Raw genomic sequence first — 25,946 nt, forward strand, 5'->3', positions numbered from 1 at the left:
TAAGACCCACACAACCTAATTCGATTAATTTTAACGATTGCCTTAGTTAGGGAACGTCGCTATCAACATGGGTATTGTTACCAGAAGGATTAAAATCGACGTAACGCCAATAAAAGTGGGTTGTTTTATCTTAAACACCTCTTGAACTAGATAGGCAACAACAAGAACCACCAAAATTATGGTCACCTGAGACAATTCAATCCCTGTCGCAAAACCTAACAATGGACCGAATTTATTTTCTTCTTCGGCCATCAGCATATTAAAGTAGTTTGAAAAACCAAAACCATGAATTAAACCAAAGAAAGTTGTCGCTAGGGCTTGAAAGTATATTCCAGTGGAGCGTTCTTTTTTGAAAACTCGAAGAAAATTTAGCAAAGCTGTCAAAGCAATAGTAACAGGAATTAAAAATTCAATAAGCCCAACATCAACAGAAAAAATTCCATAAACCGAAAAAGCAAGTGATGCGCAATGGGCGATGGTAAAAATAGTCGCCAAAATCACTACTTGTTTCCAATTCTTAAAAGTAAAAGGAATAGCTAAGGCAGCCAGAAATAGAATATGGTCATAAGCACCCAAATCCAAAACGTGCTCAAGACCTAATTTTATGTAAAACCAAAAATCTTGCATACTATTAAAATTACTTAATTAATCCCTCTTTCTTGCTGAATTGCTTCATATGCTTTCTGCACCTCCTTAAACTTTTCTTCCGCACCCTTTTTAATCGCTTCATTCTCGGTAATTACCTTATCGGGGTGATATTTTTTAGCCATATTCCGATAGGCTTTTTTTACCTCATCATCAGTGGCCGATTTTTGAATTTCAAGAATTTTATACGCATTATCGGCCGACTTAATAAACATTGCCATAATGCTCTCAAAATCAATATTCCCTATTCTTAAATATCCCGCAAGTTCTTTTAGTTTATTTACTTCAGCTGAACTTACTTGCCCATCGGCCTGGGCAATTCCAAATAAAAAGTGAAGTAATTGCAATCGTACCTCATATCGGGTTCTTTGATTCAAGTATTGGCAAATTCGTTGCGCGGAGACTTCCCGTTTTTTAATAACATCGTTAAAGGTCCTAAAAATAGCATTTGCCTTTTCCTTACCATAGGTGCTCAAGAAATATTGTCGAACATAATCCAGTTCGCGTTGACTTACTTGTCCATCCGCCTTTATGACTATAGAACATAGCGATAACAGATTTAATTCAAAATCGGCAGGCGAAACATTCTGCCGTGTCAAATCATTAAAAACAGACCTTGGCCCACGTGAACTACCCCCACCTAAACTATCTAAAAAGCTTCCGGCCAAAAACCCAAGTACTGCTCCTGCAAGTCCTCGAATGGAAAATCCAATAATGGCTCCTAACCATTTAATCATACTTCAAAATATTTGAATCTCAAATATAGCGGTTTACAATAATACTATATTGCGAATCCCGTGTTAAGTCCTTTAAAAAAAACGACAAAAGCCCTATCTTTGAACATATTAAAAAATAGACTATGTATCCTGAAGAATTGGTTAAACCTATGAGAAACGACTTGGCTATTGCTGGGTTTGAAGAATTATATACAAGTGAAGCAGTTGAAAATGCTTTAAAACAAGATGGCACTACTTTAGTTGTTGTAAACTCTGTTTGCGGTTGCGCTGCTGCAAATGCCCGACCGGCTGCAAAATTAAGTTTACAAAATGAAAAAAAACCAGACCATATTACTACTGTTTTCGCTGGTGTAGATACTGAAGCTGTAAATACGGCAAGAGCTGCCATGGTACCTTTCCCGCCTTCATCACCGAGTATGGCTCTGTTTAAAGATGGTGAACTAGTTCATATGATAGAGCGACACCATATTGAAGGTAGGCCAGCCGAAATGATTGCTGAAAACTTGATGGAAGCCTATAATGAGCATTGTTAGGGTTTTCATGCTTTCTCAAAAAGTATGAGATTAAAAATAAATCTCCGAAATAGACCACTTCATATTGAAGTGGTTTTTTAGTTTTGTACCATGATGAAATTAATTTCATACCCTATCACTCTAATTTTCTTTGTTTTCTTCGGATTGACATTAGTCATATTCCATCCTATTCAATGGATAGCGCTTAACTTATTTGGGTACCAAGCCCAAAAAAGAATTGTAAGTATTTTGAATTGGTTTTTAATGCGATGTACTAATCTAATGGGCACCCGTTATCAATTTAAAAATCCTTATGATATCGCTATGAATAGACCCCTTATCATCGTAACCAACCATCAAAGTATGTATGATATTCCACCAATTATATGGTATATGCGCAAACACCATCCAAAATTTGTTGCGAAGAAAGAACTAGGAAAAGGAATTCCCAGTGTTTCCTATAATTTAAGAAACGGAGGTTCAGCGCTTATTGATAGAAAAGATGGCAAACAGGCCATTATGGCCATTGCAAAATTGGGTAGTTATATTGAAGAACATAATAGAAGTGCTGTCATTTTTCCTGAAGGTACTCGAAGTAGAACTGGAAAGCCTAAAGCATTTAAACCTATGGGATTAAAAATGTTGATGAAAAAAGCGCCTTCTGCTCTTATCGTACCTATCACTATAAATAATTCATGGAAATTATTGCGCTTTGGTCAGTTTCCCATGGGCCTTGGAGCTTACTTAAAATTCAAAGTTCATGAGCCAATCGAAAATAAAGGAAATGCTGAAGAGCTGATTTCTAAAGTGGAACAAATTATTATAAACGATATCATTTGGCAAAATGGCTAAAATTGAATTTGTTGAAAAAACCAGAGGTTTTGTAAAAGAGACTTTAAAAGATGCTGAAGGTGGCCATGACTGGTTTCACACGCACCGCGTCTTTTTAAATGCAAAGCTCTTGGGTCAGTCAGAAGATGTAGATGTTTTGGTGGTTGAACTCGCTTCTTTGCTGCATGATATTGCAGACCCTAAATTTCACGATGGTGATGAAACTATCGGACCAAGGCTCGCCAAAGATTTTTTAAACTCCATAGCAGTTGATGAAAAAACCATTGCACATGTTGTAGCGATTATAAAAAATATGTCATTTAAAAACTCTTTGGAAAAGAATGATAAAAAATTCACTTCAAAAGAGTTAGAAGTTGTGCAAGATGCGGATCGCCTAGATGCCATTGGGGCAATAGGTATTGCTAGAACTTTCAACTATGGTGGTTTCAAAAATCGAGCTTTGTATGACCCAGATGTAGCTCCCAATCTCAATATGACCAAAGAAGACTATAAGAAGTCTTCTGCACCCACCATCAATCATTTTTATGAAAAATTGCTATTGCTAAAAGATAAAATGAATACCGTGACCGGCAAAAAAATAGCTAAACAACGCCACCAATATATGTTAGATTACTTAGAACAATTTTATGGTGAGTGGAACGGTAAGCGTTAATAAACAAAAGTCTAAAAATTCATCCTTTTTTGTATCTTCAAGGCATCATGAAATTCAGTCAGAATGCAAAGAAGAAAGTTTATTAAAAATGCAGCTGCTTCCTCTGCAGCTTTTACCATTGTTCCCAGTTTTGTTTTAGGAAAAAATCATGTTCCACCAAGCGATACCCTTTACGTTGGGGCTTTTGGAGTCGGCGGACGTGGTAGTGGGGTTATAAGAGGGCTTCACGAAACAGGCAAGGTAAAGTTTGTAGCACTTTGCGATGTCGATGATAGAAGAGCTAAAGACACTTTTGATACATTCCCTGATGTTAAACGATATAAAGATTTTAGAAGAGTTTATGATAAACATTTAAAAGATATTGATGCGGTTATGGTCGCGACGCCTGATCATACCCATGCAACTATTGCACTACCATTTATGCGTGAAAAAAAACATGCCTATGTAGAAAAACCATTAACTCACAATATTCAAGAAGCAAGAATGATGACCAGAGTTGCTGCAGAGAACGGTATTGTCACTCAAATGGGAAACCAAGGTGCATCGAGCGATGATAGTAGGATTGCACGTGAATGGGTAGAGTCTGGAATTATAGGCAAAATTCACACGATTGATTGTTGGACAAATCGACCTGTCTGGCCACAAGGCGTACCTATTCCCGTAGAGAAACAATCCGTACCAAAAGAATTGGATTGGGATTTATGGTTAGGCCCAGCTGCTATGCGTGATTACAATACTGCTTACCTACCTTTTAAATGGAGAGGCTGGTGGGATTTCGGTACCGGAGCCCTAGGCGATATGGGTTGCCATATTATGGAAACCCCTTTTAGTGTTTTAGATTTAGGGTATCCTACTGAGGCAGAAGCGAGTTGCACAACGGTTTGGGTAGGCGATTTTGTAGAAGCTGATTACAGTCCTTCTTGCCCACCTTCATCTAAAATACATTTAAAGTTTGAACATGAACATCATGGTAATATTCAATTGAACTGGTATGATGGTGGTCTTAAGCCCGATCTGCCCGATGAACTTAAAGATGACGAAACTATTGGCAGTTCTGGAGGTGGCACCATTATGTATGGAGATAAGGGCATTTTGGTTACCGACACTTATTCTATGAATGCAAGATTGTTACCATCTGAAATGATGGGTTTATATAAGTCTCCCACACCAAAATATCCCAGAGTGCCAGGAAGTATGAACGGACATATTGCCAACTTTGTAGATGGTTGTTTAGATGGAGCAACAACTTCTTCCGACTTTGCCAAAGCAGGTCCGCTCACAGAAACGGTACTTATGGGGAACTTGGCTGTTAAAGCTTATCAGTACAAAACCCTTAAGGAGGGCAAAAAAGTTGGGGATTGGGATCCTTATGCTTATCCAGGGAGAAGGAAGTTATTGTGGGATGGTGATAACATGAAAATTACCAACTATGACAAAGCCAATGAATGGGTGACTCGGAAATATCGAAAAGGTTGGGAATTAAGCTGATTCAGAAAAACATTTCTATGGGTTCTAGTTGTATACATTTGTTAGCATTTGCCATAATAGATGAACAAATCTGATAAAAAATTTAATGGGCATCTAACCGAGCATTTTTTTAGAAATGAATATGGTAAAATAGTCTCTGTAATAACAAGGTATATTGGGGTGAACAATGTGGAAACCGCTGAAGATATTGTTCAAGAGACCTTACTAAAAGCTACGGATATTTGGCGGCAAAACGGAGTGCCTGAAAACCCAAAAGCTTGGCTCTATAAGACTGCAAAAAATTTGACGCTCAACATACTAAAGCGAAAAAAATATGAGCAACAGTATCGAACAGCAACAGAAAAACACCCTTTAGAGTTCAAGCAGCTACCCTTTTCCGATGAAATGATATTGGACGAGCAGTTAAAAATGATGTTCGTTTGTTGCCATCCTTCAATTTCTGAAAATTATCAGATTGCTTTAATTTTAAAAATACTTTGTGGTTTTAGTATCACAGAAATAGCCAATGCTTTTTTTTCTACCAAGGAAACTATAAATAAGAGACTGGTTAGGGGTAGAAAACAACTCCGCCAAAATAACATATCCTTTGAAATTCCTAAAGACATTAATACATCCCTCCCCATAGTACAAAAAACGGTATATCTTCTTTTCAATGAAGGCTATAGTCCTACTCAAAAAAATGAATTAATTCGGTTTGATTTATGCCTTGAAGCAATAAGGCTCATCAAGATATTGGTTGCCAACAAAACAATTAAAGAAAAAAGCGATTCTTATGCGCTTTTGGCCCTTATGCATTTAAATGCCTCTCGTTTTGAGGCAAGAATGAATGATGATAATTTGATTGTTGAAATGGAAAAACAAAATCGGAGCAAGTGGAATAGCAACTTGATTGCTAAAGGCATTCAATATCTAAATCAGGCCATGAAAGGAGGTAAAATTTCAAAATACTTCATTTTAGCGACTATTTCTGCCAATCATTGCATTGCAAAAGAGTTTAAGGATACCAATTGGAAGGAAATACTTTCTCTTTACAATACGCTTCTTGCCATTGAAGATTCACCAACTATCCGTTTAAATCGAGCGGTTGCCTTATCTAATGCTCAAGGAAGTGAAATTGCAATTAAGGAGTTAAAAAGCATCAACTTAAATTCAGATATCGGTAACTATCATCTTTTTCACACAACTTTAGCAGAACTTTATAAGAGAGAAAATAATCTAAAGATGACAATTCAACACTTAAAAAAAGCAATTTCATTGGCCAAGAATAAGAGAGATTTGAAGTTATTAGAAAAAAAACTAATTGATACCGTCCCTATTTCGTAAACTCGATTGTAGTACTGTTATATTAATAATTTAAAAACATACTCATGAAAGAATTTATGTTACTTATCAGAAGTGAAGAAAACCCCAAAGCCAATTTGTCTCCTGAACAAATGCAGAATCATATTGAAAAAGTTGGAAGCTTTATTAAACGCTTAACTAATGAAGGACGAATGAAATCAGCTCAACCATTAGAAATGGAAGGCAGAATTCTTTCGTATCAAAATGGAAAGATTGTCGATGGCCCATATAATGAGACCAAAGAAGTCATTTCTGGATACTATCATCTTTTGGCAAAAGACCTAAATGAAGCCATAGAAATTACCAAAGGTGACCCAAGGTTCGAAGAAGGAATTTGGAGAATAGAGATTAGGCCAATCAAAAAAGTAGAGGGAATAAACTAAACAGTAATATAGTATAAAGGGCCTTAAAACGTCCTTTATACTTATCATCACCGTAATTTCTTTTCTAAATGCCTTTTTACCAAATCATTTTCACTTAAGCCAATGGCTTTCCGTAAAATTGAGTTGCACTCTTCTCTAGGACCTATTTCATTTAAAAGCTCTGCTTTTATGGCATAGAAAAGACCGTGAGTAGTAAAATTGGATTGTTTTTCCAATTTTTCCAATTCAACCAATGCTTTTTTTGCTCCTTTTACCCTCGAGTAAGGTACAATGCGGTTCAAAGCCACTATGGGTGAGTACTGTTGTCTCAACTGTAAATCATATAAATGTAAAATGCTTTCCCAATCAGTTTGAGTGAAGGTTTTGGCTGAGCTATGATAATACGATACGGCCGCCTCTAAATGATAGTTCGATGGTAAATTGCCCTCTGTGCCAGAGTTCTCAAGATGACGGACTCCTATTCCAAATAATTCTTGATTGTATTTTGAGCGGTCTTGAAATTGAAGTGTTACTAATTCTCCTTTCTCATCCAATCTTGCATCAAAACGAGATGCATGAAAGCACATCAAAGCAATCAAAGCTTCTAAATTGGGATGTTGGCAATATTCGTTTTCCCTTAACAGTAAGGCCAAACGTAAAGCCTCATAGCAAATATCTTTTTTTAAAATATGAGAGCCCGATGTCGATGAATACCCTTCTGTAAACAGCAAATAAATAACGCGAAGTACCACAAACAAACGTGATTGTAATCCCATCTGTATTGGAAAGCTTAAAAACTGGACCTCTTGCTTAAATTTCTTTTTGGCACGAGTAAATGACTTAGCAACGGTCTCTTCCTTTTTTAACAAGGCTTCCGCCAATTCTTTGTTACTGAAACCGCCGATTAATTTCAAACTTAAAATCAGCTGATATTCTTGTGAAAGAGAGGGATGACAGCAAGCAAATATCATTTTAAGTTGACTATCGCTTATTTCATCAGCCAGCTTCATCACTTTTTCAGAACTACTCTCTTCAAAATAAGAAGTATCATCAACATAATTTATTTTTTTACTACGTCTTAAATAGTCAATCAGGGAATTATTGGCAACTCTAAACAACCATGCAGTAGGATTATCAGGTACACTTTTAAAGGCCCAAACTTGCATCGCTTTTAGAAAAGTATCTTGTACAGCATCTTCTATCTTTTCTAAATAAGCAATACCAAATTTATTGGTCAAAATAGATACGATCTTTCCGTATTCGTTCCTGAATAAGTGATCAATTGTATTAGAAAGGTTTTGGTTCTGCATGAAAAATCAAAAGCCCGATTTTCATCAGGCCTTATAGTTTCTAATTTTAATTTTTAATGGGTATCCATTGTCATGATTTCCCTTACTTCAACATTACTGCCTTCATAATCAAAGATTGGACATCCTTTAGAGATTTCAACAGCTTCATTCAAGTCTTTGGCAGATACGATTAAATAACCCCCGACCATTTCTGCGCCCTCTGCAAAAGGGCCATTCGTAATTACCTCGCCCCTATTATGTACTACTTTTCCATCCGCGCCCAAGGGGAGTCCATCCAATAGCTGGCCTTTTTCTTTTAAACCTCCCATCCATTCGCCCCATACTTGCATGTGCGCTTGTTTTTCTTCTTGCGATAATTGGTTGAAATTCTCGTCTCCTCCACGGAATAAATACAAAAAATTGCTCATCGATTTTAGTTTTATGTTCGTCCATGACAAACTGGTTTATTATTTGTTTTCATGGTCATGACGAAGATTAAAGTTGATTTTGGACAATCTTTTATAAATTTATTTAAAATAATCTCATTTGACCATCTTTGAACTGTTCATGCAAATCTGTTCTGAGTTTAGGGAAAACTTTGTCCTCAAAATATTTCTGCCTAGCCAACCTCGCCATATCATGTATTTGTGTTGCTATTTTTCCCTCACCTCGACTTCTAATTCCGAAACGACTATCATTTAGAGTTCCGCCATGGCAGTCTTGAATTTGATGTAACACCTTTTCTGACCGATCTGGCATGGCCTTCTTAATCCAATTTGTAAAAATCTGACCGATGGCCCCATTCAATCGAACAACGGTAAAACCAAAAGATAAAGCACCATACTCAGATACCTTTTTGGCCAAAGGCAGCAGTTCATGACTATTGATACCAGGAATCATTGGAGCCAACATAGCATTTACAGGAACTCCATTCTCTGAAAGTACACGAACAGTTTCGAGACGCTTTTTAATAGTTGCTGTTCGCGGTTCTAATAATCGTCTGGTTTTTTCAGACAAAGAGGTTATTGATACATTTATGCCTATTAAATGGTGTTTTGAAAGTTCTTTTATGATATCTAAATCTCGAAGTACCAGCGCGTTTTTTGTAATTATCGCGACAGGATGCCTATATTTTAAAAATACTTCTAAGCACTTTCTGGTAATTTGAAACTTCTTTTCAGCAGGTTGGTAGCAATCCGTATTTCCAGACATGACAATTGTAACTGCCTTCCATCGCTTGCTTTTCAGTTTATCTTCCAACAATCTGGGCGCATCTTTTTTGACCAAAATCTTACGCTCAAAATCCAAACCCGCGCTATACCCCCAAAATTCATGTGCATTACGGGCATAACAGTATATACAACCATGTTCACAGCCTTGGTATGGATTCATGCTATAGGCCATTCCAACATCAGGACTCGTCACCTTGTTCACAATGGTTTTGGGAAAAATGGGAATGTATTGAGTCTTGTTATTATCAGCTTCTTCTCCTTCAATCCTGCAAAACTCAAGAAAATCATCGCGCATTTCATATACGTGACGTTCAAATCTGTTATGCACATTTTGTTGTGCACCACGACCTTTCAAAAATTCTTTTTGATTCAATTAAATAGGATTTATTCCAAATTTATGGATTATATCCTATTAAAGAATATTGAACTTGTTAAATAATAAAGACATTTTTACTATTCCAAAACCATTTGACCTCCGTCGCCAAACGTCAATATAAGTTCGCCGCTATCAAAGGTGAATCCAAATTGGGCAAAGGTAGTATTAGGCACCTGGGCATTAGTAATTGCTTCGTAAAAAGCAGTTCCAAACTGAGTATCTGCAACTTCTGTTGTTGTAAAAGACAACATGGTCAGACTATTCGAAACCGTTTCATAAGTACCGCTAAATTGATTTACTGAAGTGCTTCCGCTAAATTCTCCGTTCGAACCAAAATCAATGGTAATATTCTCATTATCTGGTGCTAATTGACCCAGAGTAGCATTCGAAACCTTAATTGTAGCAACGCGCCAATTACCGGTTACCGGAGATTCGCCAGGTGAATCATCAGAATTACTACATGAACTTATAATTGTTAGTGTTAAAACTGCGCATACGATTACTTTAAGTGTTCTTCCCATTTTCATTTACTATTAGTTAAATTCTACTTTCACCAATTGTTTTTTAGTACCTCGTTTGGCATAAAAAAGAAGTTCGTCTTCATTAACATCAATAAGCGGTTTAGAGACCATCAATGGAAGTCGTGCATCCTTAGCATCAATAACTTTCTCATAATCCAGTTTCCCTATTTCGTCCAATGAAATCAAAAACACGTTGCGATTACCTGTTAAACCCTGCTTGAATACCAAACGTTCACCATTAATCAACTGTGGATTTTCAGCCGCCGTACTAATGAAAAAATAGGTGTCACCATCCTTTGTATACGAACTGTATGAAGTATATGCACCATCACCTTGAGTAACTTCGGCCTTGTTAATATTTCGAGCCCAAATCATTCTTCCGTTAGTATCCATTTTAGCACTAACAATATCATTGTAATGAAAACGCTCAACGCGCACTCGTTGTCCTGCGCCTGTACTTTGCATGCTGGTCGTAACAAAATATTCTTCAGCATTGAACAGAATAGTATTCTCATCGGTAAGTACGACATTTTTAAAAACTAAATTATTGATTACTTGTTCGTCGTCACGGCCAAACTTATCATCCATAAACTGCTGTGTGAAAGGATTGTATTTTTTGTTTAGGATAGCTAAAGATGAAGGATTCAACTCAAAAAAAGAAAGTCCATTATAACGGTTGTCTTTTCGGTCAGCATAAAAACCAACACAATATAATTTGTTGTAATTTAGGATAGGATATAAGCCCTCTGAAAACTTACCTGGATTATCAAATGACTGCGTTTTCGCAACTCCACCACCAATCTTAATAAGCTCATATTGAAATTTACGTTCTTCGGCTTTAAATCGGTTCTTTTTAAAATAGGCCTTGCCTAAAATATAAACTTCATCGCCATTATTGGATAAGGCAATATTCTCGAAAGCATAGTTTTTCTCCTCAACCTCGGCAGAAAAGTCGTTCTCCCAACGTTTATTTAAATCTGAATCGAACAAATGAATGGTATGCTTGTTCTCTTTGCCTTTTCTATGATGGGTGCTGATTATAAAACCTGACTTTTCAGGGTTAAACAATAAGGTGGTAGAAAATCCCTTTTTAAAATCCCTGTTGTAATAGTTCTTTCCAAATGCACCTTCAACAGCAGGTGTTACAAATTTGAGTAATTGTTCTCGTTTGAAATCAAAATTCACCAAATTACTAGTATGCGCTTGATACTCGTAAAAACCGCGTTCAAAGTTATAATTGAAGAAAATCAACCGTAATTGGCCATTTTTGATAAAACCATCAACGAATTGAAGCCCTCTTAACTTATAATTGTATTCTGATACGAGCTCTAAGTCTTTATTATAATGTTCAATGATATACCCTTTAGGCTTTAAAATAAGACCTTGAAAGTAGGCTCTGACCATGATATAGCCTCCATCACCATCATCATCGATAGTTACCAAGTTCGAATATCGATATCTATCATTCAATTTTTCGCCAAAATCATAAGAAACGGGCATTTTTTGACCCAAAATGGCCAAATTCACACCTAGAACGGTGAAAAAAAGTAGTATTTGCTTCATTTTTGCAGGTTTGGGTAACCTGACTATGAACCCGGAAAGTCAGCTTTTCGTTTTTCTAAAAAGGCAGTTGTACCCTCTTTAAAATCATCTGTGCCAAAGCAAGCACCAAAGGCTTCAATTTCCGCGGCATAGCCATCGGTATTAAAGCTATAACCCGCATTTACTGCTTTTATTGCCTGAGAAATCGCTACGGAGGAGTTATTCGATATCTTGCTTGCCAACTTCTCACATAAGGGCAATAGTTCTTCCTGTTCCACTATATAATTCACCAAACCATATGCCAAGGCTTTTTCTGCTGAAATCATTCCCGCGGTCATAATCATTTCCATAGCACGACCTTTACCTACCAATTCAGGCAAGCGTTGTGTTCCTCCATAACCAGGAATAACCCCTAAAGAAACCTCTGGCAAACCCATTTTGGCATTGCTACTAGCAACCCTAAAATGACATGCCATGGCCAACTCTAGTCCTCCACCTAAAGCAAATCCGTTTACTGCAGCAATCACCGGTGTTGAAAGGTTAGCCACAAAATCAAAAAGCATTTCTTGTCCCTTAGCTGCGAGTTTTCCTCCCTCTTTTACCGAAAAATGAGCGAATTCTGAAATATCCGCTCCAGCTACAAAAGCCTTCTCCCCACTTCCAGTAAGAATAACAACTTTGATATTTTCATCTGCATCTAATTCTTTAAAAGCCTCGTGCAACTCTTCAATAGTGGCTTTATTGAGCGCATTTAGTTTCTTAGGGCGATCTATAGTTATTGTTGCCAGGTAGTTTTCTTCTTCGATATAGATGTTGTGATACTCCATTTTTGAGTGTTAGATGTTAGCTGAAATGTACTTTGTTCTTTAAAAAACAATCGTTCTTTTTTAAGTTCAACTGTTTTGGATATTTTGATTTATACGTGTTCAAATTCGATATAACTTATTCTTTTGGAAATCTTACCGTAAAAACGGTTCCCTTACCTATTTGAGAAGTAAAATCAATACTACCTCTATAGTTCTCAACTATATTTTTGACCATTCCTAAGCCTAATCCCATACCACTAGACTTTGTGGTAAATTTCGGTTCAAATATCTTATCCTTAAATTCATCAGCGATGCCGATACCATTATCTGCAACGGAGATTTTAACTTCGCTCCCTTCTGAGGCTACGGTCACTAAAATTCGCGGATGTTCCTGATTGCTCATGGCCTGAATGGCATTCATGACCAAATTGGTTACAATACGTATTAATTGTGTGCGATCCAGCTTTGCAATAATCTCCTCCTCATCTGCTATAAAATGAATGTAAGATTCATTAAAAATATCCAATGCCAATTTTGATACTTTGACCACATTTAAAGTCTCTTTTTGCTGTGCTGGCATGTCCGCAAAATTGGAAAATGCCGAAGCAATATTGCTCATCGTATCAATTTGTTGTACCAAGGTAGTAGAGAACTCTTTAATTTTGCCTTCAACTTCTGGGTCTTCAGGGTTAAATTTTCGTTCAAAACTCTGCACCGTCAAACGCATTGGCGTTAAGGGATTTTTAATCTCGTGGGCTACTTGTTTTGCCATCTCTCGCCAGGCTTGTTCACGTTCGCTACGGGCCAGTTTTGCTGCACTCTCCTCCAATTCATCAATCATACCGTTATACGAGTCTATAAGTTTTCCTATCTCCTCTGAAGGATTCTCTATGAGTATTTTTTCGTTGCGATGGGTTAGGTTGGTAGCATTCATTTTATCGGCAACCGTTTGTAGTGAACGAGTAATATATTTAGAAATAAAATAGGCCAGTACCACCGCTGAAATCAACATTAAAAGATAAACACCGCCCAAACGATAGAAAAACTCACGAAGCTCCATATCATTGAAGGAATTATCTTCAAAATAGGGCAGGTTCATTATACCAATTGGTTTAAATTTTAAATCTGTGATATACTTGTACGTGGCCTGGTAATTATCTCCAGCTGTACTTTTCTCTTCTATATATCGCTTGTCCGGGCTATTCAATAGGTTGTTCAAAACCTCAGCATCCAAACAATTTGAAACCGAGTCTGCCTCAAAAGCAGGTTTAGAACTTCTGATCAAACCACCCTCTAAATCGTAGATGTTAAAGTTCACATTTTGTACATCAGCAATCTTGTAAATTTCATCCCTAAAAATATATTCTAGATTTGCCGTAGTTGGTTCGTAAGTTGTTTCACGAAGCACATAACTAATACTTTGTAATATCTGTTCTTCTTTACGCTCTAACCTATTCTCATGATAGTCTTGTGATTGTTCTTGATATTGAAATAAGGTAACCCCTGCCATCAAAACCGAAGCAATAAGCACCAAAAGAATCATGGTGAAAAATATGCGTGATCTAAGGGAAAGTTTCTTCAACAAATGTTTAGGAATTTGAATCTAAAGTTAGCAATAATCGAACCAAAAGAAGTTCAAACTCAAATTATCAATGGGCCAATTGTATTTGATTCTTGAATTTGTGTTTTGGTTTTCAAGCATTGGGGTTCTTTGCGCGTATACGTTTATAAAGTTTGATTCCCAACATTAATAGCACTCCTAAAACTATAATGCCAATAAACCCGTAAATCCAATTAAAGGCACTTTTTAACACCACTAGAAAAATCACTGCAAACAGAATTATGGTAGCCACTTCATTCCAAACACGCATGAAGCTTGATGTATATTTGACCTCATCTCTTTGAAATTGTTTGAAAATTTGATGGCATTTTAGGTGGTATAGAATCAATAGAACCACAAACCCTAATTTCACATGCATCCAAGGCTGTTCCAACCAAGCTGGCATCAATACTAACAACCATATTGCAAAAAGTGTACAAAGTATAGCCGAAGGCCATGCAATGATGAACCACAACCGTTTGGTCATTACCTTTAATTGGGCGGTTAAAATCTCTTTGTCGGGAGATTGTTTGTCATTCGCCTCAATATGGTAAATAAATAGTCTTGGAATATAGAACAGACCGGCAAACCAAGTAACTACAAAAATGAGATGTAACGATTTTATGTAATTGTAGTATTCCAATTGATTCTTAGAAATTGGTTGATGGTAAAATTAAGCATTTGAATTACCATCAACCAATTACAAGTACCTAAATCCTAATTGCTCCGATACCTGCATCCCAAAGTTTTTTGTTGAAATCAGGAATTGAAGTCTTCATTAAAGTATTTGACCTTGCTTTTAAAGCCGACCATTGCGCATCAAGCTCTTTTTTCCGGTCTTTAGAAGGTTGATTGACTCTCGGAATCACGCTATTTGTAGCGTCGATTAAAAACAAGTATTCTGCGCTGAATTTATTAGGGAAATTCTCCACATCGTCATACGCCTTAGACTTACGTTGAATCATATCCTTGTCCCATGCATCCAATTCTTCTAAAAGTTTTTCTCCTTCAGATTTGACAGTTTCGTCTTTAACATCCTCTAAGACGTCCTTTAATTGTGCCTGCACTTTATACAGCGTATTTACAGTGTTGTGCATTTCTGTCAAACGCTGTTCCATATCCATCATAAACGTGTGGTATTCTGCGTAATGCTCTGCAGTTGTACTGTAAGTGGGCATAGCCACAATTTTACCTTCGACGGTCTTTGCCTCATTCCCAGCCTTGAGGCGTACCGTATACGTTCCAGGTGGTACTACATGACCTGAAAATCTTGATTCTATGTACGTACCTGGGATTCCAGGAAGAATAGGGGTTCTCATATCCCAAATAAAACGGTTTAATCCTTTTTTCTTTGATAGGGTTGGCGCAGGTCTGGGTCCTCCTCCGTTATGGGGTTTGTAGTTTTTGTCCTTCTCAGAAGAAAAGCTTCGAACTGTACTTCCGGATGCATCCAAAATATCCATGGTAATTGCAATGGAATCATTCAACTTTGGAAGTTCATAATAGAGCACCAGTCCGTTTGCGGGATTTACCCCTGACAACGTGCTCATACCATCAAAGTTATCGGTATTCCCATTCATAGGGCTATACCATGAACCGTTCATAGCATCATTGGGTTTGTACAACTTCATTGCTGTTTGAGAAGGCTCGTACTGAGACAATAGTGTCAAATCATCCAATATCCAAAATGCACGCCCTGAAGTAGCGACAATCAAATCACCTTCATGAATTTTAATATCCGTAATCGGGGTTTTAGGAAGGTTCAGTTGAAACTGCTTCCAGTTTTTACCACCATTCCACGAAAGGTATAGTCCTTTTTCGGTACCAGCATAAAGCAGGTCTTTACGCATTGGGTCTTCTCGAACCACACGGGTAAATGCTCCATTCGGAATACCAGAATTGATGTTCGTCCAAGTTTGTCCGTAATCCGTGCTCTTATAAATCGCTGGCGTATGGTCATTGAATTTATATTTTGTGGTCGCAATATAAACCGTTGCCTTATCATGAGGAGAAACCTCAATGGCATTTACTAAAGTTTCACCCAAATTCTTTGGAGTGATATTCTGCCAGCTCTCCCCGTTATCCTTTGTAATATGTACATAGCCATCATCGCTTCCTGTATAAAAAACACCAGCTTCATGAGGAGACTCTATTACATAGGCCAGTGTGCCATAATTTTCCGCTCCAACCGCTTCATTGGTATATGGACCACCACCATTACCTTGTTTTGCATCGATATCCCGTGTTAAATCAGGAGACATTTCTTCCCAGGTCACTCCCATATCACGAGTTCTTAATAAAAGTTGTGCGCCATGATAAAAAGTATTCTCTTCATGCTGTGAACGCAGCGTAGGAGCATTCCAGTTATAGAGGTATTTCATGTTTCTTGCTTCTCTTCCTAAATACTGAATAGGTGCGGCCATAACTTTTGTCGTAGCTTTTGACTCCATATCCAGTACATTGATGGTTCCTAAATAACTCCCGCCCATCACATATCTAGGATTGTCTGGGTCAAAGGCTAAAAAGGCACTTTCTCCACCCGCAGAGGGGCTAAAATCAGACATGGTAATTCCACCTCTACCAACGGACATATTTGCCACCATTGCAGAAGAATAATCTTGTTGACCGGCATAAATATTATACGGAAAGAGATTATCGGTATTGATACGGTAAAACTGCCCTGTGGGCATATTTACTTGCGAAGACCATGTTTTTCCAAAATCAAAAGTAACTGCGGCCCCACCATCATTAGCGATGACCATATTCAATGAATTCTTTGGATTGATCCATAAATCGTGATAATCACCATGTGTTCCCGAGATGCGTTCCCAGTTTTTTCCACCATCAAGAGATCGAAGGGCCGGAGCACTCAAGACATATATGATGTCTTCATCTTGTGGATCTGTGAAAAGTTCAATATAATACCAAGCCCGTTGCACCAAACGATTATCGCCACTTGCCATGCTCCATGATTTTCCTGCATTGTTCGAAACAAAGAGTCCGCCTTTGTCTTTATTGCTATCACTTTCAATCAAGGCATAAACCTTATTAGAATTTGCAGGGCTCACAGAAATTGCCATTTTTCCTTTTTCTTCGGGCAGCCCTTCGGTCATCTCTGTCCAAGTTTCACCCGCATCCGTTGATTTATAAAGGCCACTTCCCTCGCCTCCACTTACTACCATATTGGGTTTACGTTGGTGTTCCCACATAGCTGCATACATCACTTCTGGATAATTGGCATCCATCGAAAGTTCAGAAGCTCCTGTCAATTCATTCACAAAAAGGGTGTTTTTCCAAGTTTTTCCTCCATCTGTAGATTTATAAACCCCTCGTTCTTTGTTCGGTCCATATAATTGCCCTTGAGCGGCCACATAAACAATATCAGGATCAGTAGGATGAATAATGATACGTGAAATATGATGGGTTGCCTTCAAACCCATATGTTTCCATGTTTTTCCAGCATCGGTCGATTTATAAACACCATCGCCATAAGAGGTCATTACCCCACGTGGAGCATGTTCTCCCATACCTACATAAACGACGTTGGTATTGTGGGTTGAAACAGCAACAGCACCTACCGATCCCATTTCAAAATAACCGTCAGAGATATTGTTCCAGCGTTGTCCGGCATCTTCTGTTTTCCATAATCCACCACCAGTGGTTCCCATATAATAGGTCATTGGGTCGCCAACGACACCTGAGGCTGAAACAGAGCGCCCGCCCCTAAAAGGACCGATGTTTCTGAATTTTAAGGGTTTGAAATAATCTTCAGCAGTTTGCGCGAAAGCAGCAGTACATGCTAAAAAGCCTGCAATTAAAAATACTTTTTTCATTTGGTTCATCTTATATTTTGGTAGTAGTGTTTCAATTTTTAAACAATGCCCATTTTCTTCAACAAGAAACTGGCGTTCATATTTTGACAAATACCTTCTCTGAACTTATAATCAAAAAAGAGTTCGTCATTTTTAATTTGTGCATCAAAGTAATAATTTTTAACCTCATTTGTACTATCAGCAACCGTACATAAGCTCAAATCGTGGGTAGCTATAATACCAGATGCATTTAACCCGACCAGCTTTTCTATGAATTTTTTGGACCCTACTGCCTTATCCGTACTATTGGTACCTTTTAATATTTCATCTAAAATGATAAAATAAGATTCTTTTTCAATCGCATTGATTATCATTTTGAGGCGTTTTAGTTCGCTAAAAAAATAACTCTCATCATCGGTAAGACTATCGGTAGTTCGCATACTAGTAATCAATTTTATGGGCGAATAATCCATAGCCTTAGCAGAAACAGGAAGCCCCATATTAGCCATTACAATATGGAGGCCAACGGTACGCAGAAATGTACTTTTTCCTGCCATATTGGCTCCGGTAATCACAAAAAATTCGTCTTTCAAAATTTTAAAATCATTTGGAATAGCTGAACTTGGGTCTAGAAGAGGGTGTACAGCGCCCATACAATTCATTGTGATGTTACTGTCACGAACTATTTTTGGGTATACCTGATTGGGATGATTAAAGGCATAGTTTCCTAAACTGTTATAGGCATCAAAAAAGGCAATTGTTTCAAACCACACGGGTACCAATTGTCCGTAGGTTTCAATCCAGTTTTCAATATTCTTGCACACATATAAATCCCGTAATAAAAATCCGTTTGCAAAAATGCTTATCAAAATGTTATTTCTTTGATCAAGTGCATCTAATAACTTTGAGAATTTGTGTACAATTTTAGAACTGGTTTCGGTTTGATGAATAATGGTTGCTCTTTTTTCTTTTAAGAGCGCACTTGAAAATTCTTTTGTTTCCAACAGTTTGATCAGTTCCGCATACTGTCTAAAGGTGCTTTGTATTTGTGTTGTATGCACAGCAAGTTTTCCTATTTGCTTTAAATAATTTCCAGTGATTCCCAAGCCTATTAAAAACCATAGAAAAACGGCATAACCTGATAAAAAATCAAGAAAGTAGCCTGTCCAAGCTATAATCGAGAGCAGTGAAAAAAGTCCGCTGAAAAGCTTAATCTTATTCGGAACAAAGCACTTATACTTTTGTAACCATTGAACCACGCTTTCAGCACTTACTTCGGTTTTGACCAAGGTGGCGACAGCACTAAATCTTTGTGTCCAGCTGCTGAAGGAAGCCAATTCTTTAATAGCTTCTTGTTTTTTGTCTATCTGTTCAATAGTATTCGAAAGCAATTCATGCACTAAGGCATCTGCTCCAGTTTTAAGTGCTGTTCTGTTTAGGTATTGAAAAAAAGAACCCCTGCCAAAAAGGTCAATGTCTTGACTAAAATAATGGTGGCTTTCTTTATATTCCGCGCCCTTAGGCAAGTGATAAAAATCGCGATGCAGAACTCTTAATTCCATTTGATTCCTTTCCAATAAAACAGCTAACAAGTTTTTCTGATATTTGATTTTATTGTGCCTCAATAGAAGTAACACAAAAATTACTGCCATTACTGAAATTAATGGTATCAGTATGCCCAACTGTCCCCAAAAAAAGTAAGTTAGAATAATCAATAACAAAAAAATAAGAAGCCTAACCGTACTTGAGGTATTCAATTTAATTTTTACCTGAGTCTGTTCTCGCTGAAATTTGCTGATTTGTGATTTATAAAACGCTTTTGGTGTCGTCATAATTAGTTACAACAAGAGAACGAAGATTATCTCCGGTTCTAGAAAAGATAAGGCCCCTTTATAGTAGTAAAGGAGCCATTAAACATTTATTATTTTAGTACTAGTCTTCTACACTTAAATACTGCAAGTTCAACGCATTGAACTGCGCATTAAATTCTTTCATTTCTTTGGTTGCCATTGCATCAAAAGCATCTAATTGCGCATTGATTTTTGTGGTCATTTCATTTTTAACTGCTACATCTTGATCCGTAGGAGGAAAATCATCGATACCGACAAGTCTGTTCAGGTGGGCAAGCTTGTTCGTCAGGCGAATTGGGAAGTTCAACGGGTCTTGATTACTTCTATTCTTTGTTTGGTACAATGCCTTTTCAATTTCAGCAAAACCATCCTTCATATTTTTAGCCTTTTCAACCAGTTCTTTTGTGGCATCATTGTCTTTATACTGTTTGCTAAAAGCATCCAATTTTTCAGTAATGGCACGAATCTTTTTAATAGATTCATGTGCTTTATTGACCGTCTCATTGACACTAGTAATAAAGTCAAATTGTTTTTGCATATCAGCAACAGACACTTCGGCTCTCGGATCAGGTAGAATCTTAAACGTTTGACTCTGTGTAACACCATTTTTGTTTAGATGTACCTTATAACTGCCTGGTACTGCTTTGGCACCATCAAAACCTGCAGCCCAAAATATCATTCCTGGCAACTTATCGGCTCCGATACCCCTGGTATTCCAAACATGGGTGTTTCCGCCTTCTTCAACTTTTAGTTTATTCTTCTTTTCTTTTGAAAAAGTACTGAAATTGGCCAATGTATCGCCGGCCATTGACGTATAGGTCAAACTAATACTATCTTTCTCCGACATATCTTTAACGTAATAATGCGTTACTACGCCATTTGGATGGTTTTGACCGGCAGTCAAACTTGGTTTACTTGCCGCCCGACCTTTGGTTCGGTAACTGTCTTTAGGTGCAAACAACTTCATGGCAGTACCACTATCTGAAGCATTGGTTTGATGTATTACCGTTAAGTCATCAATTAGCCAAAGGCTTCGTCCTTGGGTAGCGACAATTAGATTATTATCCTTAATCGCCAAATCGGTAATCGGCACAATAGGAAGGTTCAGTTGAAACTTTTCCCAATTCGCTCCATCATTGAAAGAAATGTACATTCCCGTTTCCGTACCCGCGTACAAAAGACCCTTTTGTTTTGGGTCTTCACGAACTACCCTTGTAAAGTGCTCACTTTCTATACCGCTCGTTATTTTTGACCATGTTTGCCCATAATCCGTAGTCTTGTAAAGGTATGGGGCAAAATCTCCCAACTTATATCGCGTAGCTGCCACATAGCAAGTACCTTCGTCAAAAGCTGATGGCTCTATGCTATTGATCATGTTCCACTCAGGCATATTGGTCGGAGTCACATTCTCCCAATTTTGACCGCCATCTCTCGTAATATGAATCAATCCGTCATCACTACCTACCCACATAAGACCCTCTTTTAAAGGACTTTCATTAGCTGCAAAAATGGTACAGTAATATTCCACTCCCGTATTGTCTTGTGTAATGGGGCCACCACTACTGACCAACTTATCTGGATCATTTCGGGTTAAATCACCACTTAGAAGTTCCCAACTTTGTCCTTCATTGGTAGACATATGCACATGTTGAGAGAAGGTATATAGCTTTTTTGGGTCGTGTTTGCTAAAAATAATAGGGAAGTTCCACTGAAAGCGGTACTTCATACCTTCTGCTCCATATCCCATAGGGTTGTCAGGCCAAACATTGATTCCACGAACGGTACCAGCCTCATGGTTCACCCGAGTCAAGAATCCCCCATAACTACCGCCATAAACAATATCATTATTAGTAGGGTCAATAGCTAAATGGGCCGACTCTCCACCTGCGGTACGTTCCCAATCATCTTCTGTGATGTAACTACCATCTGAACGATGATTTACACGTAGGGTAGAATTGTCTTGCTGCGCCACATAAATACGATATGGAAAGGCATTATCCGTAGTAACCCGATAATACTGTGCTGTGGGTTGATTGTAATAGGTGCTCCATGTTTCACCCCCATCGTAAGAAACTTGTGCTCCACCATCATCGCCAATAATCATTCGCTTACTATTTTCAGGGGCTATCCACAAATCGTGATGATCTCCATGGGGTGCGTTGAAGGTATTAAAGGTTTTACCACCGTCGGTAGATTTATGATAGCGTACGTTCATCACGTAGACCACGTCTTCATCTTCGGTATCAGCATACACACGGGTGTAGTACCAAGCACGCTGACGCAATTTGCGCTCACTATTGATTTGCGTCCAAGTCTTACCCCCGTCGTCAGAACGGTAGAGCCCTCCTTTTTCCTTGTTTTCAACAAGGGCAAAAACACGTTCGGAATTGACCGGCGAAACGGAAACACCTATAATTCCCAAGGTATCTTTTGGAAATCCTTCATTTTTAGAAATCTCTGTCCATGTTTCGCCACTATCGGTACTTTTCCAAAGGGCGGAACCATCGCCACCGCTGCTTAAGGAGTATGGTGTACGCTGCGCCCGCCAAGAAGAAGCATATAAAATTCTTGGATTATTGGGGTCAAAAGTTAAGTCAACAAAACCCGATTGGTCATTGATGAACAATTTTTTGCTCCATGTTTTTCCGCCATCAGTTGATTTGTAGATGCCTCGGTCTTGAGTTGGTTTATAAATGTTACCTAAAACTGCGGCATATACCGTATTATGGTCTTTAGGATGAATACGGATACGGGGCACATGACGGCTATTTTTTAAGCCCGCCGAGGTCCAGGTCTTACCGGCATCTTCCGTTTTCCATATACCGTAACCACTTGATACATTGCCACGGAGGGTTTTTTCACCACCACCAACATAAATAACATTAGGGTCGCTTTTGGCTACTTCAACTGCACCAATACTACCGCCAAAATAACCATCAGAAATATTTTGCCAAGAGCGGCCACCATCTAAGGTTTTCCATACCCCACCACCGGTAGCACCAAAATAAAACAAGTTAGGCTCACCAGGTACGCCGGTTACCGCAGCGGAACGCCCACCCCTATGCGGACCAATTGAGCGGTATTCTAAACTTGAATAGAGCTCAGATGGAACTTTAGGTGTTGTACTTGATTTTCTTCGTTGTGAATTTGTTGAAATTGTAAACATGCAAAATGCCAGCAAGAGCATGCCAGCTTTAGATAGAAGAGTTTTCATTATAATATCCTTTTGGTTGGTGAGTTTGCTTAAAACTCGCTATTTGAATTAGTCCTTCTAAATGTAAGCAAAAAAGGAATTCTTATTTTAGTATTTAAGATACAATTTGCATTTGTAATTTTTATCAGATTCTAATACTACCGACCATGAAAAAACTATGCTTTCTCATTCTAATTTTTATTTCCGTTACGAACTGTAAAAAACAAGTGGATTCTCCAAGAAAAAATACACTTGTAATAGATACCCTTCAGGGAAAATCTCTACTAGGCAAAGCCTTGCTCAGCAAACAACTTGTTGCCAAAGATTCTGCTAAAATAAATAACTATTTAAACGCTGAAATCGAATACCAACTTGATAGCACGAATGCAGAAAAACTCATTTGGGTGGGTAGGCGCAGGGCCTATTTAGGAGACTTTCAAAACGCTATATCCGTTTTTAGTGAAGGCATCAAAAAATTTCCAAAAGATGCCCGTTTCTATCGCCATCGTGGACACCGTTATATCAGTACCCGTCAATTGGATAAAGCTATAACTGATTTTGAAAATGCTGTTGAACTAATTGATGGAACCGAAGATCAAATTGAACCAGACGGAATTCCCAACCGCTTGAACAAGCCCGTATCAAGTTTGCACACCAATATTTATTATCACTTAGGGCTTGCTTATTACCTAGAAGCAAATTGGGAAAAAGCCCTAGAAAATTTTCAGCAATGCTATAACGCCTCCACCAATGACGATATGCGTGTTGCCGCTTCGCACTGGTTATATATGATTTTGCGAAGAATGGAAAACCTAGAGGAAGCAAATGAAGTTTTAGAGCCAATTACTAAAGAAATGGACATTATTGAAAACGATGGCTACCATCAATTACTGTTGTTTTACAAAGGTTTGGTAGCCGAAGATAGTCTAGTAGGCAATGGCTCAGCGGGGGCTAGTGAGGCCGTGCGCTATGGTATCGCACATTGGCACCACTATACTGGCGATGATGAAAAGGCCAAAGCGCTTTATGAAGCACTGTTGAGCGAAGGAAATTGGGCCGGTTTTGGATATTTGGCGGCCGAGGCAGAATTATCAAGGTTGTAAATTATGAAATACATCGTATTAACAATTTTAATTTTTGCGCAACATACCTTTTCGCAACGGCAAAAACGTGTTCGAGATTACGGAATTGAAATTGGGGTTTTAAAACCTGGCCAACTAAATGCCATAACAGATGTTCATGGGGTTCAAGTAGGTCATAGCACGATTATTAAAGGGGATTCTGTGCGAACGGGGGTTACCGCTATTTTACCACATGAAGGTAATATTTTTCAAAACAAGGTTCCCGCAGCCATTTATATTGGCAATGGCTTTGGTAAACTAGCTGGGTACTCACAAGTAAAAGAACTAGGAAACATAGAAACACCTATTGTTTTGACCAATACGCTTAATGTCGCTACGGCTGTAGATGCCCTTGTTGGTTATACTTTGGCACTACCGGGCAATGAAAATGTGCGTTCGGTCAATGCCGTGGTCGGCGGAACCAATGACGGGTACCTCAATGATATTCGTGGGCGCCATGTTAATCAAAAAGCCGTCTTAGATGCTATTATCAATGCGGATGACGGATTTGTAACGGAAGGTAATGTTGGTGCCGGAACGGGCACCATTTGTTTTGGCTATAAGGGTGGAATAGGAACGGCTTCACGTGTACTTCCACAAAAGGCTGGTGGTTACACCCTAGGGGTTTTGGTACAGAGCAATTTTGGGGGCGTGCTTGAAATTAATGGCGTTCAGATCGGTAAAAAGCTAGAGCGTTATTCCGATAGCTTTAAATACGAAGCCGATGGTTCATGTATGATGGTCATAATCACCGATGCTCCCTTAAGCAGCAGAAATCTTGAGCGTTTGGCCAAACGGGCCATGCTCGGTCTTGCTAAAACAGGTGGCATCGCAAGTAATGGCAGTGGCGATTATGTAATTGCCGTGTCTACTGCGGAAAGCTGTAGAATTCCCTATCGTTCTGAAAAAAGTTTCAAGACGGTTTCAACCTTGAGAAATGAAGCGATGACCCCCCTGTTTTTAGCAACGATTGAAGCTACGGAAGAAGCCATTTTAAATTCCCTTTTTGCGGCTGAAACCATGACTGGTTACAATGAGCATACCATCAAAGCATTACCTAAAAAAGAAGTTCTGCAAATGCTAAATAAAGCTGGTAAGCTTAAAAACTAAAAGACTATTCTGGGTACAATTTCACTTTCAGGACGCCTCTCTAACTAAACTAAAAATGTCAGTTCGAGTTTTTCCAGAGGAAAAAGTATCGAGAACAAGGTTTAATCTAAAAATTCTGATTCTCGATAGTTATGCTAAGCCCGCCGAAGTGCAACGTCTTTTTCAGGACACCACTCGAACTAATGTCGCTTCGAGAGCCTCAGCGACCGCACTTGAGAGCCTCAGCGACCGCACTTGAGAGCCTCAGCGACCACACTTGAGAGCCTCCAACAACAAAAACAAACAGGTGATTGAGGCACTCGAAATCACCTTAACCTAAAACTTAATCAACGTCGCTTCGAGAGCCTCAGCGACCGCACTTGAGGGCCTCAGACAATAAATATCGTTCGGTGGCTGAGGAGTTTGCTGAGGTCCTCGAAGCATTCGAAGCCACAATGCTGTATCTTTCCAAAAGATTATGTCATAGAAGCATGAAAGGATATACCTATATTTTAGAATGTGCCGATGGAAGTTATTACACAGGAAGTACAAAAGACCTAGAATTGCGATTGACGCAACATCAAAATGGAGAAGGTGCAAACCATACCAAAAAAAGACTCCCCGTAGAACTAGTTTATGTTGAACTATTCCAACGTATTGACGAAGCCTTTTATAGGGAAAAGCAAATACAGGGTTGGAGTCGTAAAAAGAAAGAGGCCCTGATAGCAGGAAATCAAAATAAATTGCCTGAATTGTCTATCGCTTATCGAGATAGAAAATAATTGTCGCTTCGAGAGCCTCAGGGACCGCACTTGAGAACCTCAGCGACCACACTTGAGAATAACAAAAATGAACAGGTGATTGAGGCACTCGAAATCGCCTCAGCCCAAAATTTCATCAACGTCGCTTCGAGAACCTCAGCGACC

Annotated in this window: 22 protein-coding genes; 9 read left to right on the plus strand and 13 right to left on the minus strand. The window is 38.5% G+C overall.

Going from position 1 to position 25,946, the window contains the following annotated elements; translation table 11 throughout:
• Positions 1-42: 42 nt before the first annotated feature.
• Both RM706_RS03465 and RM706_RS03470 read right to left on the minus strand, forming a co-directional pair.
• The gene (locus tag RM706_RS03465) at positions 43-627 is read right to left on the minus strand and encodes a HupE/UreJ family protein (RefSeq protein WP_311349631.1); all 585 of its coding nucleotides are present in this window, start codon (positions 625-627) and stop codon (positions 43-45) included.
• 14 nt (positions 628-641) lie between these two features.
• Positions 642-1,382: a TerB family tellurite resistance protein gene (locus RM706_RS03470; RefSeq protein ID WP_311349632.1), complete on the minus strand. Its 741-nt coding sequence runs from the start codon at positions 1,380-1,382 to the stop codon at positions 642-644.
• Between the two features lie 122 nt (positions 1,383-1,504).
• Here RM706_RS03470 and RM706_RS03475 point away from each other — a divergent pair, with 122 nt between their 5' ends.
• The 6 genes from RM706_RS03475 (at position 1,505) to RM706_RS03500 (ending at position 6,610) form a co-directional block, all read left to right on the plus strand.
• Positions 1,505-1,915 carry a BrxA/BrxB family bacilliredoxin gene (locus RM706_RS03475; RefSeq protein ID WP_311349633.1) on the plus strand — a complete coding sequence of 137 codons (411 nt, stop codon included), beginning with the start codon at positions 1,505-1,507 and terminating at the stop codon, positions 1,913-1,915.
• 90 nt (positions 1,916-2,005) lie between these two features.
• Complete coding sequence (locus tag RM706_RS03480; protein WP_311349634.1) at positions 2,006-2,746, plus strand: lysophospholipid acyltransferase family protein; 741 nt, start codon at positions 2,006-2,008, stop codon at positions 2,744-2,746.
• Complete coding sequence (locus RM706_RS03485) at positions 2,739-3,398, plus strand: HD domain-containing protein (protein WP_311349635.1); 660 nt, start codon at positions 2,739-2,741, stop codon at positions 3,396-3,398. The genes RM706_RS03480 and RM706_RS03485 overlap by 8 nt, the downstream gene beginning before the upstream one ends.
• 63 nt (positions 3,399-3,461) lie before the next feature.
• A complete protein-coding gene (locus tag RM706_RS03490) occupies positions 3,462-4,886 on the plus strand; it encodes a Gfo/Idh/MocA family protein (protein ID WP_311349636.1) in 1,425 nt (474 codons plus the stop codon).
• 60 nt (positions 4,887-4,946) lie between these two features.
• The gene (locus RM706_RS03495) at positions 4,947-6,209 is read left to right on the plus strand and encodes an RNA polymerase sigma factor (protein ID WP_311349637.1); all 1,263 of its coding nucleotides are present in this window, start codon (positions 4,947-4,949) and stop codon (positions 6,207-6,209) included.
• Between the two features lie 44 nt (positions 6,210-6,253).
• The gene (locus tag RM706_RS03500) at positions 6,254-6,610 is read left to right on the plus strand and encodes a YciI family protein (RefSeq protein WP_311349638.1); all 357 of its coding nucleotides are present in this window, start codon (positions 6,254-6,256) and stop codon (positions 6,608-6,610) included.
• A gap of 47 nt (positions 6,611-6,657) precedes the next feature.
• Here the strand turns inward: RM706_RS03500 and RM706_RS03505 are convergent, their stop codons facing one another.
• From RM706_RS03505 to RM706_RS03555, 11 genes are all read right to left on the minus strand, one after another.
• On the minus strand, positions 6,658-7,899 hold the full coding sequence (locus tag RM706_RS03505; protein WP_311349639.1) for an RNA polymerase sigma factor: 1,242 nt from the start codon (positions 7,897-7,899) through the stop codon (positions 6,658-6,660).
• Positions 7,900-7,952: 53 nt separating this feature from the next.
• Positions 7,953-8,306: a YciI family protein gene (locus tag RM706_RS03510; RefSeq protein ID WP_311349640.1), complete on the minus strand. Its 354-nt coding sequence runs from the start codon at positions 8,304-8,306 to the stop codon at positions 7,953-7,955.
• Between the two features lie 103 nt (positions 8,307-8,409).
• The gene (locus tag RM706_RS03515; protein ID WP_311349641.1) at positions 8,410-9,483 is read right to left on the minus strand and encodes a PA0069 family radical SAM protein; all 1,074 of its coding nucleotides are present in this window, start codon (positions 9,481-9,483) and stop codon (positions 8,410-8,412) included.
• A gap of 80 nt (positions 9,484-9,563) precedes the next feature.
• The gene (locus tag RM706_RS03520) at positions 9,564-10,007 is read right to left on the minus strand and encodes an META domain-containing protein (protein ID WP_311349642.1); all 444 of its coding nucleotides are present in this window, start codon (positions 10,005-10,007) and stop codon (positions 9,564-9,566) included.
• 12 nt (positions 10,008-10,019) lie between these two features.
• Positions 10,020-11,570, minus strand: coding sequence for a hypothetical protein (locus tag RM706_RS03525; protein WP_311349643.1), 1,551 nt, complete (start codon positions 11,568-11,570; stop codon positions 10,020-10,022).
• A 23-nt stretch (positions 11,571-11,593) separates the two neighbouring features.
• Positions 11,594-12,376 (minus strand): enoyl-CoA hydratase/isomerase family protein, encoded by a 783-nt coding sequence (locus RM706_RS03530; protein ID WP_311349644.1) that lies wholly within the window; start codon positions 12,374-12,376, stop codon positions 11,594-11,596.
• A 115-nt stretch (positions 12,377-12,491) separates the two neighbouring features.
• Positions 12,492-13,898, minus strand: coding sequence for a sensor histidine kinase (locus RM706_RS03535; RefSeq protein WP_311350450.1), 1,407 nt, complete (start codon positions 13,896-13,898; stop codon positions 12,492-12,494).
• 151 nt (positions 13,899-14,049) lie between these two features.
• Positions 14,050-14,598: a CopD family protein gene (locus RM706_RS03540; RefSeq protein WP_311349645.1), complete on the minus strand. Its 549-nt coding sequence runs from the start codon at positions 14,596-14,598 to the stop codon at positions 14,050-14,052.
• A 67-nt stretch (positions 14,599-14,665) separates the two neighbouring features.
• On the minus strand, positions 14,666-17,788 hold the full coding sequence (locus tag RM706_RS03545) for a VPS10 domain-containing protein (RefSeq protein WP_311349646.1): 3,123 nt from the start codon (positions 17,786-17,788) through the stop codon (positions 14,666-14,668).
• 38 nt (positions 17,789-17,826) lie between these two features.
• Complete coding sequence (locus tag RM706_RS03550) at positions 17,827-19,419, minus strand: MutS-related protein (RefSeq protein ID WP_311349647.1); 1,593 nt, start codon at positions 19,417-19,419, stop codon at positions 17,827-17,829.
• A gap of 280 nt (positions 19,420-19,699) precedes the next feature.
• Positions 19,700-22,831 (minus strand): WD40/YVTN/BNR-like repeat-containing protein, encoded by a 3,132-nt coding sequence (locus RM706_RS03555; protein WP_311349648.1) that lies wholly within the window; start codon positions 22,829-22,831, stop codon positions 19,700-19,702.
• Between the two features lie 146 nt (positions 22,832-22,977).
• Between RM706_RS03555 and RM706_RS03560 the strand changes: the two genes are divergently transcribed.
• The 3 genes from RM706_RS03560 (at position 22,978) to RM706_RS03570 (ending at position 25,802) form a co-directional block, all read left to right on the plus strand.
• On the plus strand, positions 22,978-23,913 hold the full coding sequence (locus RM706_RS03560) for a tetratricopeptide repeat protein (RefSeq protein ID WP_311349649.1): 936 nt from the start codon (positions 22,978-22,980) through the stop codon (positions 23,911-23,913).
• Between the two features lie 3 nt (positions 23,914-23,916).
• Positions 23,917-25,041 (plus strand): DmpA family aminopeptidase, encoded by a 1,125-nt coding sequence (locus RM706_RS03565; RefSeq protein ID WP_311349650.1) that lies wholly within the window; start codon positions 23,917-23,919, stop codon positions 25,039-25,041.
• A gap of 389 nt (positions 25,042-25,430) precedes the next feature.
• Complete coding sequence (locus RM706_RS03570; protein ID WP_311349651.1) at positions 25,431-25,802, plus strand: GIY-YIG nuclease family protein; 372 nt, start codon at positions 25,431-25,433, stop codon at positions 25,800-25,802.
• The last annotated feature ends 144 nt before the right edge of the window (positions 25,803-25,946 follow it).

It is taken from the genome of Croceitalea rosinachiae (assembly GCF_031846445.1).
Taxonomy (GTDB): domain Bacteria; phylum Bacteroidota; class Bacteroidia; order Flavobacteriales; family Flavobacteriaceae; genus Croceitalea; species Croceitalea rosinachiae.

What these genes read in the sequence shown, in the direction of transcription:
- RM706_RS03485 (WP_311349635.1), top strand. Translation starts at nt 2,739, where the DNA reads ATGGCTAAAATTGAATTTGTTGAAAAAACCAGAGGTTTTGTAAAAGAG.
- RM706_RS03490 (WP_311349636.1), top strand. Translation starts at nt 3,462, where the DNA reads ATGCAAAGAAGAAAGTTTATTAAAAATGCAGCTGCTTCCTCTGCAGCT.
- RM706_RS03465 (WP_311349631.1), bottom strand. Translation starts at nt 627, where the DNA reads ATGCAAGATTTTTGGTTTTACATAAAATTAGGTCTTGAGCACGTTTTG.
- RM706_RS03470 (WP_311349632.1), bottom strand. Translation starts at nt 1,382, where the DNA reads ATGATTAAATGGTTAGGAGCCATTATTGGATTTTCCATTCGAGGACTT.
- RM706_RS03520 (WP_311349642.1), bottom strand. Translation starts at nt 10,007, where the DNA reads ATGGGAAGAACACTTAAAGTAATCGTATGCGCAGTTTTAACACTAACA.
- RM706_RS03550 (WP_311349647.1), bottom strand. Translation starts at nt 19,419, where the DNA reads ATGGCAGTAATTTTTGTGTTACTTCTATTGAGGCACAATAAAATCAAA.
- RM706_RS03555 (WP_311349648.1), bottom strand. Translation starts at nt 22,831, where the DNA reads ATGAAAACTCTTCTATCTAAAGCTGGCATGCTCTTGCTGGCATTTTGC.
- RM706_RS03545 (WP_311349646.1), bottom strand. Translation starts at nt 17,788, where the DNA reads ATGAAAAAAGTATTTTTAATTGCAGGCTTTTTAGCATGTACTGCTGCT.
- RM706_RS03565 (WP_311349650.1), top strand. Translation starts at nt 23,917, where the DNA reads ATGAAATACATCGTATTAACAATTTTAATTTTTGCGCAACATACCTTT.
- RM706_RS03510 (WP_311349640.1), bottom strand. Translation starts at nt 8,306, where the DNA reads ATGAGCAATTTTTTGTATTTATTCCGTGGAGGAGACGAGAATTTCAAC.
- RM706_RS03500 (WP_311349638.1), top strand. Translation starts at nt 6,254, where the DNA reads ATGAAAGAATTTATGTTACTTATCAGAAGTGAAGAAAACCCCAAAGCC.
- RM706_RS03525 (WP_311349643.1), bottom strand. Translation starts at nt 11,570, where the DNA reads ATGAAGCAAATACTACTTTTTTTCACCGTTCTAGGTGTGAATTTGGCC.
- RM706_RS03535 (WP_311350450.1), bottom strand. Translation starts at nt 13,898, where the DNA reads ATGATTCTTTTGGTGCTTATTGCTTCGGTTTTGATGGCAGGGGTTACC.
- RM706_RS03505 (WP_311349639.1), bottom strand. Translation starts at nt 7,899, where the DNA reads ATGCAGAACCAAAACCTTTCTAATACAATTGATCACTTATTCAGGAAC.
- RM706_RS03480 (WP_311349634.1), top strand. Translation starts at nt 2,006, where the DNA reads ATGATGAAATTAATTTCATACCCTATCACTCTAATTTTCTTTGTTTTC.
- RM706_RS03530 (WP_311349644.1), bottom strand. Translation starts at nt 12,376, where the DNA reads ATGGAGTATCACAACATCTATATCGAAGAAGAAAACTACCTGGCAACA.
- RM706_RS03495 (WP_311349637.1), top strand. Translation starts at nt 4,947, where the DNA reads ATGAACAAATCTGATAAAAAATTTAATGGGCATCTAACCGAGCATTTT.
- RM706_RS03560 (WP_311349649.1), top strand. Translation starts at nt 22,978, where the DNA reads ATGAAAAAACTATGCTTTCTCATTCTAATTTTTATTTCCGTTACGAAC.
- RM706_RS03475 (WP_311349633.1), top strand. Translation starts at nt 1,505, where the DNA reads ATGTATCCTGAAGAATTGGTTAAACCTATGAGAAACGACTTGGCTATT.